Below are 16,470 nucleotides of genomic sequence, written 5' to 3'. Positions count from 1 at the left end.
GTTTTGTTAAGTTTCTTTTACCATCAAAACACTTTCATAATTTCTCAAGTCTAAAAATAGCTCTTTTTGAATAGTTCCTATCTGCTGAAATCCTTGTTGTTGATGAAACCTGAAGGAACGCTCGTTGAATATGGGTTTGCTCACGATAAATGCTGTAATTACTGAATTGGGAAATTTTTCATACAGCGATTTATACATAAACTGCGCAATACCTTTACCCATATAATCTACCTTAGTTGCCACTTTTTGAATGTAAAGATGATGCTCGCTGAGAATTTTGGGTTTATAAGTATCATCTTGCCAAATAACCTGGTTCAAAAAAATATTACTAATTTTTGGTTTTGCTACAGTCACAAATCCGAGAATCTCATTACTTGAATTAACAGCCACAAAATATTGAATGTTCTCATTTAAATTTTGCACTACCTCCTCTTCAGTGGTTTTTTCTAAGAGAAATCCATGCTGATTTGCGGCTGTTTCACCTCGCGCATTAGAGTTATGAATTTCACAAATTACTTTGCTATCTTGAGTTGTAGCTTGGCGAAAAACTAAGTTTTTTAATTGTGCCATAAATTATTGCAATATGCTGTTATTTACCCAGTAAAACGCTTGTTTCACCTGTAAACCAAACGCCATTAATGATTAAATGGTTAATTACCCAGCGATCGCCATCGCGTACAAGGGTGACATCGTATTGACTCTTCATTAGACAATGTCTACTACGATCGTTTGGCGGTAGATGTTGAGCTTCTGCAACTACATAAAGTTTTGCTGTATCGCCATTTATTTTGATGCGTGGATTTGTGATGGCGTGGGTTGTAACCAGGAGAAAAACTGTACTTTTAAAAATGTCTACAATTGCATCACGCCCATGAAAAACTGGAAAATCTAGCCCCCAAAGTTTATTGCTAGAAGTGACATCAACAACAGCATCTGGTGCAAATGCAGAGGTGAATAATTCTTCGTCAGCGAAGTCTATTCCTGCACCAAAGCGATATATTGCATCAGCTATTTCCAAACGATCGCGAATTTCCAAGTTTACTTGTGTAGCATTCATGGATTTTCTCCACTTCTAGTAGTTTATGGAATGTTTAAAGACTTTTGAGCTATTCAGTAAAACGTTGTGATTACTTTTTTACCAAGATTTTGTGCATAATCGTGATATTTAACAATTAAATCAGATTTGCGGTATTTAATTTAACTTAAGCGTTATATAAGCAGTTTGTCAGCATTTGTGCTAGATTCAAAAAATTTAGTGGCTAAAGTTCTTACTTTTGGATAGATAACATCTCGAACTTCTGGATGAGACCAAGTGTTTTTGATTTGTGCGACCTTACATAGGTAAGCATAAAAACTCAAGATTAATAAAGAAAGAACTATGCCCGATCAAACATTTAGAAAAAACATTCCTGAAGTTGACCCCACCGAGATTGAAGATTCTCGGACTGCGATCGCGGATGGAAATCGCTCTTTCCTAGAAAAAGTGATGGTGAGAAGCGGATTTGCGGATCTTTATGATGCTAGAGACTTTAGCGAAGTCGTCTTTCGCGTGATGCGGGACTTAATGACAACAGAAGCGAGCGATCGCGTTGAGTCAGAATTGCACCATGAAGCTTTAGATACAGATGAAAAAGCGCTGCAAATGGAAGTCGCTGAACTCTGGAAAGATACTAACCCCATTGTGAGATTTTTAAGTCGCATTCGTAAACCTTTGCGCGGCCCGGCTCCTATTGGCATTGATTCTAATCTCTTTCTTACTAGAGTTGCCAATGAAAGCGGCATACCCGGAACAGTAGACAGAGATCAGGCGATTCAAGCGGTATTTTCTGCAACCAAAGAAGAACTTTCCCCAGAACGGATTCAGGAAATTGCTGGCTGGCTTCCCGATGAAATCCGCGCGCTTTGGGAACAAGCTTAATTAATAGTTAGCAAATTCAAGTCTGTTTGTAGATGCGATCGCAAACATATAGCGTATTTTATACCCACTAGAGGCATGGCACTGCCATGCCCTTACAATCAACGATAATCTGTAGTGTTTTATTGCTCCTGAAGATGTTTATGGAAAAACCCTGTCAACTCTCGCCAAGCATCTTCAGCCGCTACAGGATTGTAAGAATAACGCTCATTACAGAAAAAGCCATGATCGGCGTCAGGATACACTTTAATATTGTATTCTTTACCGAGTTCTTGTAACCGAGACTCAACTTGCTGGATGCGATCGCTGGGAATAAATGGATCGACACCGCCAAAAAATAAGTAAATTGGTACTGTAATATTTTTTGCCTCTACCAACCACTCATCGAGAACCATACCGTAGAAAGGAGCCGCCGCCACAATCTCTGATGATAAATAGCAAGCGGTGAAAAAACTCAAACCCCCACCTAAGCAAAAGCCAGTCATACCAATTTTATCAGGATACACATCAGCGCGTGATTTTACATAAGCTAACGCCGCCTGCATATCTTCTTTCATAGGTTTGCCAAAATCAAGGCGATACATCATCGCCATTGCTGACTCAACTTGATCGTAACCAAATTTGTTGTTAGGTAACTCCCGATAGTACAAATCTGGCGCGAGAACTACGTAACCTTCTTTGGCGATTCGTGCTGCTATGTCGCGAATGTGCGATGTTAAACCAAATGCTTCCATTAATAAGATAACGGCTGGCTGGCGTTTACCTTCAGCATGGGTATATAACCAAGCCGACATTTCTCCGTCGGGGGTAGGAATTATCACTTCGGTTTGTTCGATTTGCACCTGATTACCTCTGCTGCGATGAGAACAGTTAGGGAACGTATATATTGTGACTGTTTTTTATAGAGATGAGCGATCGCCTCAACAGTCCACAAGCATAATCTAGATTGCTATCTAACCTAACTTACTCCCAGTCTTCATACTTTAAACCATCGATCCGACTAAATTCACGGGTATTGTGGGTGACAAGAATTAGGTCATTTGCTAAAGCGATCGCCGCAATTAGTAAATCATTTCCCCCAATTGGAGTACCCAAAGTATTTAAACGAGCGCGAATATCTCCAGCTATTTTTGCAGCTTGAAGATCCAATGGTAAAACAGCAAATTCTGCAAAGAAATTTTCTAGATGAGTGATATTTCTATTAACATTTGCACTTTTGTAAGCGCCATAATACAGTTCACTATAAACAACAGTACACAGGTAAATATCTTGAGCCGGAATTGAAAGAAGTTTTTGGGTAACAGGTGAATTTGCTGAATTGAGAATTTGGATACATGCATTAGTATCTAGGAGGTAGGCCATTGAATTTCCTCCCTTTCCTCAAAAGCAAGCTGCTCTGGACGTTCAAGTGGTTCACCTTCCCAACTACCTACTACTTCAGCAACAAACCTGTGCGAGTATCCTAATTCTTGGGGTGTTTTGCTTGCATACTGTGAGGCTTCTTGAATCACAGGTTGAAAGACAATCACCACATCTAACTCTTGGTTAACAATTTCTGGCGGCAGCTGAACTTGTAGAATTCCGTCATTACCAATATATGTCCTAACCTTAATGCTTTCCATAATCCGATCTGCTAACCAGAACCTGATATTCCTATGATATCGAAGCATTGTCAGCGAGTGAAGTGCGATCGCATTTTTACAAAAGAGCGATCGCACTCCTGATTATCAGAGAAATCAGTATCTATTCAATCACCAACTCCGCAGACATCACCTTTTGTTTAGCCGTAGAGCGTGGTTTGCGTCGCTCTGATTTGCGCGTTCCCCCAGCCATACTATATTCATCGCTATCTTTGCCATACTGAGAAGCCACCTTCAACAGCATCCGCTCAGTATAAGTATTTAAAGCCCGTTCTGCTTGTAATAAAGCATTCTGCGTTTGATTTACCATCTTCCGCGATTGATTATAGCTGGCTAGCTTGTCCCGTACATCCTGAACCATTTGATGATAATCAGTGATGGAAAACCCATTACCAAAATCTAAATTAGGGTTAATCATCTGTAACCCTTCAATCCGACGTTCAGCTTTAGTTAATGCGCTTGAATTTCGCTTCTGACTCCTCATAATTTTTTCCTCTGCTGATTAATTTCCCATAGAGAACCCTGATAGTGGTTTATACTGAGTTCGCTATATAGCTTAAGTATAAGTAGTCAGCACATATATCAGCCTGAGTAAAGTTACAGAAATTTTAGAATATTAGGGTCAGTAAATAGGATAATCGAGTTAAATTTGGTAAAATTATTCTATATCGCCTGATTTATACGGTTTCAATTGCATTTGCAAATGCTAGCATTAGTATACGAATTGTGGAGTTAATGCACAAACTGTATACTTGATTTAGAACTTGTATACTTGATTTATAAATTAGAAAACTTAATTTAGAACTTGTATACTTGATTCACGAATTAGAAAACTTGATTTACAACTCGTATACTTGATTCACGAATTAGAAAACTTGATTTACAAGTTGTAAATTAGTGCGTAGGGTGTGTTGTCGCGCAGCGCAAAGAACCGCCTCAATTTTATCAACACATTTAACTCCGCTTATAAACCAATTCCATCTTCAACTTCTCAATTTCCAACTTCAATTTCTCATTCTCCATCTTTAACTTGGCATTCTCTTCTCTAATCAACTCAACTTCATCTCGTTTACTCAAAGCTTGATTAATCGCCAACTTACGCATATCTAGCGAAAACCAACGCTGATAAGTTTGCGTATGCACTTGTACACTATGCCCTAAATTATCTGCCGCAGCTTTAATTGGTATCCCCAAAATATGCGCTCTAATTGCCCAAGCATGACGTAAATCATAGGGCTTAAAATCTAAACCAATTTTCCGAAACCACCAACTAACTCTTTGCGTTAAAGCTGTTATTTCTGCATGATTATTTTTATCTTTTTTACTAATCGCTGTCGCCAGCATTTCTAAATATTTGGGATTTCTTAAATCAAATTCTGCAATCCATTGTTTATGTAAAGGTAAGGCTTGTCTTTCCCCAGTCTTACAATCTTTATGGACTTTCCAGGTTAAATCTACATTCTCTTGACTCAACCACCAATCAATATCAGGATTAATAAATAATTCTCGCGGACGTAAACCAAAAACTGCTAACATACCATAAGTCCAGCGCCAAAGCTGCCAGCTATGTTTTACATCTTGATTTACTTGATTACCTCTAGTATGCAGATATTCTTCAAACTTGGCAATTCCTGTGGCTATTTCCCCGTCGGTGGGGATGTTGCGGGAATTGCGATCGGGCATTTTAGAATATTTAGATAAATCAATTTCGATTTTGAATGTTTGGCAAAATGCCGCTATAGCTCTAGCTGCATTATATTTAGACCATTCTTTCTCAATTTTTTCAATGGCATTTAGCAAATTTTCTGCCGTGGCGATATCTTGAGAATTAGTAAATCTCTGTGTTCGCGAAAAGTAATAAAAAAATGTATGTTCGCTTTTGGTAGTGCGTTTATGAGTTTTAAAATACTCATCTTCAAACTTGGTGAGTAATTCTCCTACTGTTTGAAAATCTTTTTTAATCGCCTCAGTACCTAAATATTTATCATTCCATTCAAAGGTTTTGCGAGCAATTAACTTACCTAATTCATAAGCTTCTTCTTCCGCCGTTTTTAATCCATCTAAGTTAGCGGGAATATTTAAACTGATATTATATTGTTTTCTCCCAGTCCCATTTTTATCTGTATCCCCCGGTTTAATTGGTAACGTCGCCCGTAATTGCAGACTTCCATTAGATTCGCGAATTGTTACCTTTGTCTTTGCAGACTTCAAACGCAGATTTACTTTCTCTAACTCTTGCAGGACTTTTGTTCTCATGTGTTCTCTTTGCTGCTGTGCTTGCAGACTTGAGCCGAAAAAACTGCCATCGGTAGACGAAACAGGCTCTAAGTCAGCAAAAGCTTGTTGATATTGGTCTTGACCCTCTGAATTTTAGATTTTAAATTTTGGATTTTGGATTATTCCTTGTTTCAAGCGCCTGTGGGCGAAACAAATCTAAAATCGTCAATCTCAAATCCTCAAGCTGCAACCTAAGAGTGGGTGCATTCAATCTAAAATCTAAAATCCAAAATCTAAAATTGTTTGACCCTGGTTATGCATTGCGGTATCTTTAGCCTAGATTTAGCCTAAAAATAAATGTGTTCTTGGTGAACAATGTTTGAAACTGACATTGATTGCGGCGAACATTAGGCTGCTGAAAGTTATTGAACCATAAAAAGGATTACTCCGGCCCTTATCACGGTTATGACGGATTTGCTATCTTCGCTCGTGATATGGATTTGGCACTCAACAGCCCAACCTGGGGTTTAATTGGCGCTCCTTGGAGCAAGAAAGCTGGAGCTAAGGCTAAAGCTGCCGTTTAGAGTAATGGAATCGAGAGATTAACAGGGGCCTGGGGCTTAAAACCCCAGGGGGGAGTTAGGAATCCAGGATTCAAAACTAAAAATTAAAATGGAAATTTTGGTTTTGCATTTTGAATTTTGAATAAAATTCCCGCTCCCCACCTGCAACTCTCGTGACTCACCCCGCTAGAAATCCTCATCTTTGACCAGTCAGTCACGAATTCAGTCAGCTTGGAGATCCAGAAATGCCTCAGAATCCAGATAAAATTCAAGACCACGTAGAGCTATTCCACCAACCCGAGTACAAACAACTTTTCCAAAACAAGAAAGAGTTTGAAAACGGTCACGATCCCGCAGAAGTAGAAAGAGTTGCGGAATGGACAAAAAGCTGGGATTATCGTGAAAAGAACTTCGCTCGTGAAGCTTTAACAGTTAACCCTGCTAAAGGTTGCCAACCTTTAGGCGCTATGTTCGCTGCGGTTGGTTTTGAAGGTACTTTACCTTTCGTTCAAGGTTCTCAAGGTTGCGTGGCTTACTTCCGTACCCACTTAACCCGTCACTACAAAGAACCATTCTCTGGTGTGTCTTCTTCTATGACTGAAGACGCAGCGGTGTTCGGTGGTCTGCAAAACATGATTGATGGCTTGGCAAACTCTTACCAGCTTTACAAGCCCAAGATGATTGCAGTTTGCACCACCTGTATGGCTGAGGTTATCGGGGACGACTTACAAGCGTTTATTACCAACGCTAAGAACGCTGGTTCAGTTCCTCAAGATTTCCCAGTTCCTTACGCTCACACTCCTAGCTTTGTTGGTTCCCACATCACTGGTTACGACAACATGATGAAGGGAATTCTTTCTACCTTAACCGCAGGTAAGAAGAAATCCACCAGCAATGGCAAAATCAACTTCATCTCTGGTTTTGACACCTACGTTGGTAACCTCCGGGAAGTAAAACGTATTGCTTCTCTGTTCGGTATCGACTACACAATTCTTTCTGACAACAGCGATTATTTGGATGCACCTAACACAGGTGAATTCGATATGTACCCAGGTGGTACTAAGTTAGAAGATGCAGCAGATGCAATTAATGCTAAAGCTACAGTTGTTCTGCAAGCTCACTCTACTCCTAAGACCCGTGAGTACATCGCTAAAGAATGGAAGCAAGATGTAGTAGTTTCTCGTCCTTGGGGCATTAAAGCTACTGATGAGTTCCTAGTCAAACTCAGCGAACTGACTGGTAAACCCATTCCTGAAGAGCTAGAAATCGAACGCGGTCGTGCAGTTGACGCCATGACTGACTCTCATGCTTGGCTTCACGGTAAGCGCTTCGCTATCTACGGCGATCCCGATTTGGTTTACAGCGTTGTTGGCTTCATGCTGGAAATGGGTGCTGAACCTGTTCACATTGTGGTTCACAACTCCAATGATGTATTTGAAAAAGAACTGCAAGCATTGCTAGATTCTAGCCCCTTCGGTAAGGAAGGTAAAATCTGGGCTGGTAAAGACTTGTGGCACTTACGTTCTCTAATGCGTTTGCTATCAGGCTAATTAGGCAAGGGAGCAGGGAGCAGGGGAGAAAAACAATTGTGTTCAGTTCAGAAATTGGAATAATTTATTTTTTGGAGTTACCTATTGTTACTGATGTCACAGATGAGGCTCAAGTACAGAATTTAGTCCACAAGACAAAAACAGAATTTGGGCGGATAGATATCCTCGTCAATAATGCAGGGATTGCGGCTGTGGGTGCAATTGATGGGGGAAATACCGCCGATCGCATTTCCGATCCTGTAGCCAAACAAAACATAGAAGAACGCCGTCGTTCGCTGACGCCTTTAGAAAGTGAAGATATTGCTGCCGCGATCGCTTATGTTGTGACACAACCACCCCGTGTCAACGTGAATGAGATTCTCATTCGCCCAACATTGCAGGATTGGTAAATTATGAAAAATATCAGCTATTAGTAATTCCTAATTCCTGTTTGGATTTTTTTAACTGCTCCCACATCTTTTCAATTTCCTGGTAAGCTTCTTCTGACGAAAGTTTACCGTTTGTTTCTAGGCAGCAAACATAACTAACTTTTTGCGAAAACTCTTGTAGATTGGCATTAAATACTAAATTCTCTGGTTTTACTTGACCATAATAACGGCTGCGAGGATAGCTAAAGTTATCTTTAATAATGCGGTTGGATTCTGTCACGCTCTGCACCTGGTATTAATCTAGAAGGCAAAATAGTAGCAAGTCTTAAATTTATTGGCATTGCTACTTTTACTAGATGAGGTAGTACAGTTGAGTATTGAGTAATCAGTGAATTTGCCGATAATTAAAGATGAAATTGTCGGGGAGCTAATAGCAATTTGAAAAAAGAATGCGACAGATTGTAGGAGCAAGGCAATACCTTGCCCTCTAGAATATATTGATATGTCGCTTTAGTCCGCAAATCAGGACTGAAGTCCTGACTACAAAATTGCGTGATGTGCGATCGCCTGGGGTGGTTTGTAGCTCAATAAAGACTCTTGAAATTCTTCTCTACTGATAGCTGATTGCTCTTGCATTTGTCTGGCTGCTGCTTCGCTTTCTGTTTCGTAATAGCGCATCTCACCTAAGGCGCTACGAGTTTGAATGCTTTGGGTGCGGGGAATACGGCGCTGTTCGTAGTTAGTTAAGGCTGCTGGCAAACTCGATGCTTGAGATAAAGAATATGCTAGTTCATAAGCATCTTCAAAAGTGCTATTTGCGCCTTGTCCTAAAGCCGGAGCCATTGGATGAGCTGCATCACCTAACAAGGTGACTCTTCCTTGACTCCAGGAATTAACTGGTAAGCGATCGCAAATCGGCCCTTCTAAAATTCGTTCGGCTGGCGTTGCTTCGACTAATGCGCGTAATGATTCGCCCCAATCGGTTATGTGAGAGAGAATCCGCGATTTCACAGCAGCTGGATTTTCCGAAAGACTATTATCTAATGATAAGCGACGATACAACCAAGCAATATAACCGTCACCAACATTTAGCAGGTACATAAAATCTCGATTCCCTTTAACAAAACCGAGTTCGCCGGGATTTAGTACCTGTTGATTGCATTTAATCACAGCACGCCAAGACATGCTTTCTAAATAGCGTGGTTTGCCATCTTGAATTAAAACTTCGCGAATGACAGAATTAATGCCATCAGCGCCAATCAATAAGTCTGCACTTACCACAGAACCATTATCAAAATATATTTCCACGCCACTTTCATTTTGTTGAAAACCAAGACAACGATGATTAAGATGAATGATATCAGCAGGTAATTGAGAAGCAAGCACTTGTTGTAAACGCCACCACCATACAGTTACTAATGGCTGACCGTATTTATCTTGATACCTGCTGGCTGGATTACTGCGAATTGTTTCTCCTTGGTCGTTTTTCAAAACGCTTGTAATTACTTCACAGCCTGAATTTTTAATTAATGTGACGAGTTCAGGAGCGATCGCTTGGAGAAAGTTCAAGCCATTGGGAAGTAAACCCAATCCACCACCTACAGGACGAAAATCTTGTGCTTTTTCGTATACTTGGACGTTGTAGCCTAATTTGTGGAGTGCTACAGCTACAGCTAATCCCCCAAGCCCAGCACCAATAATTGCAACTTTTTGCACCAGTGGTTTTGATATTTGCTCAAGCTGAGTTTTTTCTTGTGCGCTTGCAGGTGGATTCATCATTTATTTCCGTACCTCTGCTAAAACAAGATATTTCTCTGACTTTACTCATTTGTTGTATTCTAGAGCAACTGACAACTGTACAGATGCGATTAATCGCATCTGTGACAACTGAGATGAAGAGATAATCTGCATGAGTGGGTGCTATACATATCTACTGTCGTTTAATTCCACCGTTAACGTCATGATATGGGGGTTTGTATGCGAGTAAATGCGATCGCCATGACTATGCTAGTTTCACTAACTGGGGTTGGGAGTGCCTATGGGCAAAATCCTGACATCACAAGTGAAGCATTCATGAAGGCGGCGCTAGTGGTGAAAGCATTCGATTACTTTGCTACCCAATGTCAGCAAGGTAGCGGCTTTACTGCTGGGGATGCGGCTAAAGTTCAAGCTTGGGAAAAAGCCAACGGTGTCGCCCAAATCCGCTCGCGTTTACCGGAATTCGATAAATACCCTACTCAAAAACGACAACTAGACACAGCTTTAGAAGCAATTATTAAACCAGTTACCAGTCAACGCGCCAATGTAGATGTTTGTACTGTGGCGGTATCGTTGTCACAATTACCCGATGCTCAATTTGCTAAGGTATCACCACAAATCATTTCATCAGGAAGTCAACCGCCAAAAACACCAAAAAAAGCTCCGCAACAGGCTGCTAAAAAACCTGAAGCTGTTACTTCCTCCGGAGATAATGAAATTGTCAAGCAAATTGACAGCTTTGGTTTCAATTCCCGGACAAAAATGGGCATTGGTGGCTTTTTAACTACTGATATTTATCCTGTAGTGCTGTTTCGTAACGGTGAGGCTTTAACTAATGTGGAAGGGTTATCTTTTAAAGGTGGAATTGCCGCCCACAAACGCGCTAACCCAGATGAATGGACTCGTTGGCGGCGTCAAGGTGGCAAAATAGAGCTAGCAAACAAAGGCGATTGGAAAGCCTTACCTTTTTCTAAGACATATCCTAAATTACCAGATAATTTCAAACTTAACGGCTTATTTCGCTCACTCTCCGGTACGGGAAACGTAGCGATTGGCGGTAGTGATTCCGTGGTAGCATGGCAACAATATCGCTTTTTTCCCAATGGACGAGTGATACGCGGTCAAGGTGCAGGTGCAAGTAACGAATCAGTTGCTATCAACAGCGTCGCACCCAATCAGCGCGGTACCTATCGCGTTCAGGGGTTAACACTGTACATTACTTACGATGATAAATCTAGCGAGCGGCGCATTCTCATTACAGATCCGCAAGATCCCAAGAGTGTGATTTGGCTGGATGGGGTTAGCTATGTACGGCGGAAGCAGTGAGCTTTCTGCTTTTAAGTTGCACAATTGATTATGAGGGCTGTTGACTGTTGACAGCCCTGATTAGTAGTTATGCAATTTAAACCGTTTTTGTAGAAGCTGCTTTTGTTGCTTCGGCTTTTGTTTTCAACCGCGTGATAATAGCTTTACGGACGCGATCGCTTGTGCGTACCCTACCGAGCATTTCATATTCCCTGCTATCTTTACCATACTTAAACACCACACCACTAACCAAGCGTTCTGAAGTTTGGCGAATGCTCTTTTCTATGGTTTCGATTTTTGCCTTTGCTAAGTCAAGGGTGTTTAACAGATAATTATATTGATTGAGTTCTTCCCGTAATTCCTTAGTTAACTCAGTCAATTGCTTCAAACTGATGGAATCACCAAAATCAAGATTGGGATCGATCGATTTAAACCCAATTGTCTGCTGTTCAGTTTTTTTCAGCACAGAAGAAGTTTTTTTTTGCCGTGGCATTAATCCATACCTTTTACTTAAATTTATTCTTCTTTCTAGGGTCTCTCAAGAATATAAAAATTTGGTTCAGTAAAATTAGCCAAAATCAGGCATTTCTCCCAAAAAATTTTTAATTAAGTCCTCAGTAATTACCGAATTTTATTCTATTTTGAAATTTGTAATTATACTCAAACATGTATGGTGTGTTGTCGCGTAGCGCAACGCACCAAAACGTTTGTCTTATGAACCAACGTCCTCACGTTGTGAACGAACGTCCTCACGTTATGAACCAACGTTCTCACGTTGTGAACCAACGTCCTCACGTTGTGAACCAACGTCCTCACGTTATGAACGAACGTCCTCACGTTATGAACCAACATCCTCACATTGTGAACGAACGTCCTCACGTTGTGAACCAACGATCGCAAATTTTGTATGTTGACTGAATGCGCGATCGCTTATTTCATCGTCAAAAATTATTGCATAAATGCGTAGACATAGTCCGTCGTAGACATCACGCTAAATCCTGAGACTTTGTAAAAAAAAGGTAGGGACACAATATATTGTGCCCGTAAAAATAAGCTAATACGCATCTAAATTGCATAACTACAAATAAGGACAATCAACCGTCAACCGTCAACAGCCCTCACAATGGATTGTGCAACTTAAAAGCAGATTAGCTTATCTGTAATTCAGCAGCTTTTACAACCCATGCTGTTTAAACCAAGCTTGCAGGCGTTTCCAACCGTCTTTCGCCTCTTTTTCCCGATAGGAAGGGCGATAATCGGCATAAAAAGCGTGAGGTGCATCGGGATAGACAATAATTTGCGATTTGCTACTGCTAGACTTTAAACGCTCGCGCATTTGCTCTACTGTGTCTAGAGGAATGCCAGTATCTTTACCACCGTATAATCCGAGTACGGGAACTGTTAGCTTAGAAGCAATATCTACGGGATGCGTAGGTTGAAGTTCTGTTGCATTACCGACTAGTCTGCCATACCAAGCCACACCTGCTTTAACTTGGGGATTATGTGCCGAATATAACCAAGTAATGCGACCACCCCAGCAAAAACCCGTAATCCCTACTCTATCAGCATTGCCCTTGGCAGATTTTGCTGCCCAAGCTACAGTGGCATCAAGGTCAGATAGTACCTGAGTATCAGGGACTTTGGCTACAATGGGCCGAATTTCATCAACATTACTTAATTTTGACACATCACCTTGACGGACAAATAATTCAGGTGCGATCGCTAAATATCCCAATTTGGCAAAGCGGCGGGTGACATCCTGAATATGCTCGTGTACGCCAAAGATTTCTTGAATCACCAGCACAATCGGGAAATTCTCGCCTGTTGCTGGCTGCGCTCTATAAGCAGGAATTTCCCCATCTGCTACAGGAATTTTCACCGCACCTGCGATTAATCCTTGAGTATCGGTGGTGATGACTTTCGCTGTCACAGGCTGTACTGCTAGCGCAAAGCCTGTAGCAAGGGTAGCAGTTGCGATAAAGTTGCGACGTGTTATCTCTTTGATCATCTTTATGCCTTGAGCTATCCGAGTTTAATTATAAAAAAGTGTCGGGAAAACCCACTCCTTTCTAGAGATGGGATGAAAGATACCTCGACACCGTTGACTGATGACTGTTAACTGTCAACCGTCAACCGTCAACGAGAAATCCCATCTTCTTTTAGAGGTGGGATGAGCTTAAGCTCGATTGTGGGCTTTTTCCCTGGGTGATACTTTGCTTAGTTTACCTAATAATTAGTTTTACATGAAAAACTTTACCCACAAGGAGGATGAAGTTTTTGGTCATAGGGAAGGGAAGAAATTACCAATACCCAGTCTCAACAATTTAGGAATTCGCAAAATTGGTGCAACAACAGCTTCTATTATCGGCGCTAACAGCCCAGCAATGACAGCCCTGATTGCATGGGCTACAATTAGCGAAACTTTAAATGTGATTTAATGTGTAGGGATTGGTATCGTCACATTAGGAATCGCTTTGTTGAGTCGAGAAAAATTTATGCGTCAGCGCCGCAGCTCGTAAATATTGTATAGAATTGGGGTGTGAACAGGAGGAAGTCAAAGGAATAAATACGCAATGACAACTGACAGTATCCTCCAATCAATACCCTAATTCTAGCTACGCTTTAATCGCCACAATTTTGTGTAAGTGAAGCTAATTCATTATCGAATTTTCCTGTTGTCTTTGAATGCGTAACATTTGCAGGTTATAAATACAATCATCAACTATTCGTTCATCATGCAAATTTTCTTCAATTTTATTTAAAAAATACTCAATTTCTAAAGCGTATAGTCCCTTAGGTACATATTTTAGTCGTTGACGCATTAGGTTTATCCATAATTCTGTTTCTTGTTGTTGTCGAATCATAATTTTTTGTCTTGCAATCAGCCAATATGTAATCGATTCTTTGTTCAATAGTTTAAATAATATACTCTGCATTCAAAAAATGTGTAAGTAATTTTACTATAAAGATTACTTTAAGGTTTTTTAGCAAAGCTTGTCAAAAATGCCTATCTTTGGTCAGCGTTTTCTAGCACGACTGACATACTGACCGTGAATATTCACCATATAGGGAACTATGTATGTCAGCGCCGCAGAAATCCAGCGTTCTCTACTCATTTGACCTTTGATAGTCGCCGCTCCGTGATTGAGTAAAAACAGGAGAGAACCTACCACTACAGCAGTCTTAAATGCTGTAGGCATCAGGTCTTTATCTACAAGACTTAAACAATATTCTCTTAAAGCTTTCATCTGCTAATTATCAATCACATAAAAATCACTGCAACACTGTTTATCAGTAATTTTACATCATAATTAGTAAGCTAGTAATCATTCAAATTGCATCCCCGTGTCTCCCCTTTTCTGCGTCCCCGCGTCTTTCTAAGGCAAAGGATTATGCAACTTCAAAGCAGATTAGCTTATCAGGGCACTATGGGTAAAGTTGAGTTTATCCAGTGCCTTTTTAATTGCGCTATATTTATTAATAGCACTTACGCACACTCTACTAATTCTTGGCGTCTTGGCGTCTTCTCTGCGAGACGCTACGCGAAGGCGGTTCCATAAATTAAGGATTTGGGAAATTTTTGCGTAAGTCCTGATTAATAAGGACAAACCTAATACGCTTTATCAATTTGCGTTTAAATATAATTTATTTTCTCCCATTTTTGCGCACCTAGATTATATTTTGTGCAAGTCTAATATAAATGATGAAAATGACACAGAAGAGTACGTCTTATACTAATTAATTAAAATCAGGTAACAGATGTAGGTTACAAAATCTCGCTAAATATCAGTTTTTTAATTGCGAACATATCAACCCTCTGGCGTCCATTTGCGAGTGCATTTCAAAACATCACCCTCGATGGTGTAATCACATTTTGCTAAAAAGCTTTGTCCTAAAAGACCAACTGACCTTTCTGGTGCGATCGCTACATTAACATTATCTACTACCGCACCACCAACTTCTACCGACTTTACCATCCCTACAGGCCACATAACTACTTGGTTATTAGCTACCCTAAATGGGATTGCACCCATTTGTTCCACTTTTAAAGCACTAGCCATTTTTTGCGTGATGATTGTCATATCTGCGCCTGTATCCAAAATCATGGGAAATGTCTTGTTTTGATTGAATGTGACATCAATAACTACGCTTCCACCTCTCGTCCTGTTGATTTTAGCTGGCCCTCTTTGGGGAAGATGGATAGTCAACGCCATAAAAATCAGAAATATAGGCAGTGCAAGAGCTTCCATATACTTACCTCAGTTTTGACTCAAAATGAGTTTGTAGATTACCATTTTTTGTCCGAAAAAACACTATATTTTAACTAATATTTTCATCTATCTCAGGTGATAAATTCTACAGTCAAGGTTTATATTTAGGTATATCTAGGCTATGCTATTGCAACTAATTAAAGGTTTGTAGTGCAGACTTCAGTCCACAAATAAGAGCTTCATGAAACTTGAATCTTTAGTCAAACTCAATCGGACTATTCGCGTTATCGGCTTTGATGATGCACCTTTTATCAAGGGTGTTGATGAGCAGGTATCTCTAGCTGGGGTAGTGTGTGCGGGAACTCGATTTGAAGGTATGGTTTGGGGTAAAATTCACCAAGATGGTTTTGATGCTACAGAAGTTATCTGCAATTTGTTAATCGGCAGAAAATTTTTACCACAATTACATCTAGTATTGTTAGATGGCATTGCTTTTGGTGGGTTTAATGTTGTCAATCTTCGAGAATTATCTCTGCGCTTGCAATTACCCTGTGTAACTGTGATGCGTCGTCAACCTGATTTAGCTGCGGTAGAAGCAGCCATGAGGAATTTACCAGATTTTCAAAAGCGATACAATAATTTACAGCAAGCAGGGACAATTTACGATTATGCACCGTTTTTCTTCCAAGTTAGCGGAGAAGAACCTGCGGTGATAGCTCAGGTATTGGAACGCTTAACTGACTGCGGGAAAGTTCCTGAAGCTTTACGGTTAGCACATTTAATTACAGCTGCGGTGATGACTGGCGAAAGTGGAAGTTCAGCTTAAATGATACCAATTTAAATAATATTTGCGATACATCCATATATTCTAGAGGTCATACCAATGCCCATACCCATTTGTTACATTTTTTTACTGACAATATTGGTGGCATTATTTACCATA

Annotated in this window: 22 protein-coding genes; 8 read left to right on the top strand and 14 right to left on the bottom strand. The window is 40.3% G+C overall.

Going from position 1 to position 16,470, the window contains the following annotated elements:
- Positions 1–6 precede the first annotated feature (6 nt).
- Together H6G41_RS12790 and H6G41_RS12785 are read right to left on the bottom strand one after the other, a co-directional pair.
- Complete coding sequence (locus H6G41_RS12790) at positions 7–570, bottom strand: GNAT family N-acetyltransferase (RefSeq protein WP_190746555.1); 564 nt, start codon at positions 568–570, stop codon at positions 7–9.
- 19 nt (positions 571–589) lie between these two features.
- Complete coding sequence (locus H6G41_RS12785; protein ID WP_190746554.1) at positions 590–1,057, bottom strand: nuclear transport factor 2 family protein; 468 nt, start codon at positions 1,055–1,057, stop codon at positions 590–592.
- Between the two features lie 321 nt (positions 1,058–1,378).
- On the opposite strand from H6G41_RS12785, the gene H6G41_RS12780 reads away from it, so the two are divergent.
- A complete protein-coding gene (locus tag H6G41_RS12780; protein WP_190746553.1) occupies positions 1,379–1,918 on the top strand; it encodes a DUF2267 domain-containing protein in 540 nt (179 codons plus the stop codon).
- Between the two features lie 119 nt (positions 1,919–2,037).
- Here the strand turns inward: H6G41_RS12780 and H6G41_RS12775 are convergent, their stop codons facing one another.
- The 5 genes from H6G41_RS12775 to H6G41_RS12755 form a co-directional block, all read right to left on the bottom strand.
- Positions 2,038–2,757, bottom strand: a complete 720-nt coding sequence (locus tag H6G41_RS12775; RefSeq protein WP_190746552.1) for a dienelactone hydrolase family protein — start codon at positions 2,755–2,757, stop codon at positions 2,038–2,040.
- Between the two features lie 121 nt (positions 2,758–2,878).
- Positions 2,879–3,277, bottom strand: a complete 399-nt coding sequence (locus tag H6G41_RS12770) for a type II toxin-antitoxin system VapC family toxin (RefSeq protein ID WP_190746551.1) — start codon at positions 3,275–3,277, stop codon at positions 2,879–2,881.
- Positions 3,262–3,537, bottom strand: a complete 276-nt coding sequence (locus H6G41_RS12765) for a hypothetical protein (protein WP_190746550.1) — start codon at positions 3,535–3,537, stop codon at positions 3,262–3,264. The genes H6G41_RS12770 and H6G41_RS12765 overlap by 16 nt, the downstream gene beginning before the upstream one ends.
- Positions 3,538–3,658: 121 nt before the next feature.
- A complete protein-coding gene (locus H6G41_RS12760) occupies positions 3,659–4,039 on the bottom strand; it encodes a hypothetical protein (protein WP_190746549.1) in 381 nt (126 codons plus the stop codon).
- 470 nt (positions 4,040–4,509) lie between these two features.
- Positions 4,510–5,811, bottom strand: coding sequence for a site-specific integrase (locus H6G41_RS12755; protein ID WP_190746548.1), 1,302 nt, complete (start codon positions 5,809–5,811; stop codon positions 4,510–4,512).
- Positions 5,812–6,197: 386 nt separating this feature from the next.
- Between H6G41_RS12755 and H6G41_RS12750 the strand changes: the two genes are divergently transcribed.
- From H6G41_RS12750 to H6G41_RS12740, 3 genes are all read left to right on the top strand, one after another.
- Positions 6,198–6,356: a nitrogenase molybdenum-iron protein subunit alpha gene (locus H6G41_RS12750; RefSeq protein ID WP_199316139.1), complete on the top strand. Its 159-nt coding sequence runs from the start codon at positions 6,198–6,200 to the stop codon at positions 6,354–6,356.
- Between the two features lie 224 nt (positions 6,357–6,580).
- The gene (nifK, locus tag H6G41_RS12745; protein WP_190746547.1) at positions 6,581–7,885 is read left to right on the top strand and encodes a nitrogenase molybdenum-iron protein subunit beta; all 1,305 of its coding nucleotides are present in this window, start codon (positions 6,581–6,583) and stop codon (positions 7,883–7,885) included.
- A gap of 38 nt (positions 7,886–7,923) precedes the next feature.
- Positions 7,924–8,274 carry an SDR family NAD(P)-dependent oxidoreductase gene (locus H6G41_RS12740; protein WP_308796212.1) on the top strand — a complete coding sequence of 117 codons (351 nt, stop codon included), beginning with the start codon at positions 7,924–7,926 and terminating at the stop codon, positions 8,272–8,274.
- A gap of 13 nt (positions 8,275–8,287) precedes the next feature.
- Here the strand turns inward: H6G41_RS12740 and H6G41_RS12735 are convergent, their stop codons facing one another.
- Positions 8,288–8,533 carry a hypothetical protein gene (locus H6G41_RS12735; RefSeq protein WP_190746545.1) on the bottom strand — a complete coding sequence of 82 codons (246 nt, stop codon included), beginning with the start codon at positions 8,531–8,533 and terminating at the stop codon, positions 8,288–8,290.
- A 260-nt stretch (positions 8,534–8,793) separates the two neighbouring features.
- On the bottom strand, positions 8,794–10,032 hold the full coding sequence (locus H6G41_RS12730; protein ID WP_306790429.1) for an NAD(P)/FAD-dependent oxidoreductase: 1,239 nt from the start codon (positions 10,030–10,032) through the stop codon (positions 8,794–8,796).
- A 198-nt stretch (positions 10,033–10,230) separates the two neighbouring features.
- Between H6G41_RS12730 and H6G41_RS12725 the strand changes: the two genes are divergently transcribed.
- Positions 10,231–11,337, top strand: coding sequence for a hypothetical protein (locus H6G41_RS12725; protein WP_190746544.1), 1,107 nt, complete (start codon positions 10,231–10,233; stop codon positions 11,335–11,337).
- Positions 11,338–11,413: 76 nt separating this feature from the next.
- On the opposite strand, the gene H6G41_RS12720 is transcribed toward H6G41_RS12725, so the two are convergent.
- Complete coding sequence (locus H6G41_RS12720; RefSeq protein ID WP_190746543.1) at positions 11,414–11,809, bottom strand: hypothetical protein; 396 nt, start codon at positions 11,807–11,809, stop codon at positions 11,414–11,416.
- A 221-nt stretch (positions 11,810–12,030) separates the two neighbouring features.
- Between H6G41_RS12720 and H6G41_RS12715 the strand changes: the two genes are divergently transcribed.
- The gene (locus H6G41_RS12715; RefSeq protein WP_190746542.1) at positions 12,031–12,234 is read left to right on the top strand and encodes a hypothetical protein; all 204 of its coding nucleotides are present in this window, start codon (positions 12,031–12,033) and stop codon (positions 12,232–12,234) included.
- A 256-nt stretch (positions 12,235–12,490) separates the two neighbouring features.
- Here H6G41_RS12715 and H6G41_RS12710 read toward each other — a convergent pair whose 3' ends face one another.
- Entirely contained in the window at positions 12,491–13,321 is an 831-nt protein-coding gene (locus H6G41_RS12710) for a dienelactone hydrolase family protein (RefSeq protein WP_190746577.1), read from the bottom strand.
- A gap of 238 nt (positions 13,322–13,559) precedes the next feature.
- Here H6G41_RS12710 and H6G41_RS35085 point away from each other — a divergent pair, with 238 nt between their 5' ends.
- Positions 13,560–13,754 carry a DMT family transporter gene (locus H6G41_RS35085; protein WP_242037910.1) on the top strand — a complete coding sequence of 65 codons (195 nt, stop codon included), beginning with the start codon at positions 13,560–13,562 and terminating at the stop codon, positions 13,752–13,754.
- Positions 13,755–13,967: 213 nt separating this feature from the next.
- Here the strand turns inward: H6G41_RS35085 and H6G41_RS12700 are convergent, their stop codons facing one another.
- The 3 genes from H6G41_RS12700 to H6G41_RS12690 all read right to left on the bottom strand — a co-directional run bounded on the left by H6G41_RS12700 (position 13,968) and on the right by H6G41_RS12690 (position 15,566).
- The gene (locus H6G41_RS12700; protein WP_190746541.1) at positions 13,968–14,138 is read right to left on the bottom strand and encodes a hypothetical protein; all 171 of its coding nucleotides are present in this window, start codon (positions 14,136–14,138) and stop codon (positions 13,968–13,970) included.
- A gap of 195 nt (positions 14,139–14,333) precedes the next feature.
- Complete coding sequence (gene nrtS, locus H6G41_RS12695) at positions 14,334–14,564, bottom strand: nitrate/nitrite transporter NrtS (protein ID WP_190746540.1); 231 nt, start codon at positions 14,562–14,564, stop codon at positions 14,334–14,336.
- Positions 14,565–15,125: 561 nt separating this feature from the next.
- Positions 15,126–15,566 (bottom strand): TIGR02281 family clan AA aspartic protease, encoded by a 441-nt coding sequence (locus H6G41_RS12690; protein ID WP_190746539.1) that lies wholly within the window; start codon positions 15,564–15,566, stop codon positions 15,126–15,128.
- A gap of 202 nt (positions 15,567–15,768) precedes the next feature.
- Here H6G41_RS12690 and H6G41_RS12685 point away from each other — a divergent pair, with 202 nt between their 5' ends.
- On the top strand, positions 15,769–16,353 hold the full coding sequence (locus H6G41_RS12685; protein ID WP_190746538.1) for a DUF99 family protein: 585 nt from the start codon (positions 15,769–15,771) through the stop codon (positions 16,351–16,353).
- The last annotated feature ends 117 nt before the right edge of the window (positions 16,354–16,470 follow it).

The organism is Tolypothrix sp. FACHB-123 (assembly GCF_014697075.1).
Lineage (GTDB): Bacteria > Cyanobacteriota > Cyanobacteriia > Cyanobacteriales > Nostocaceae > Aulosira.
This window is presented reverse-complemented; position numbering and strand designations above follow the sequence as displayed.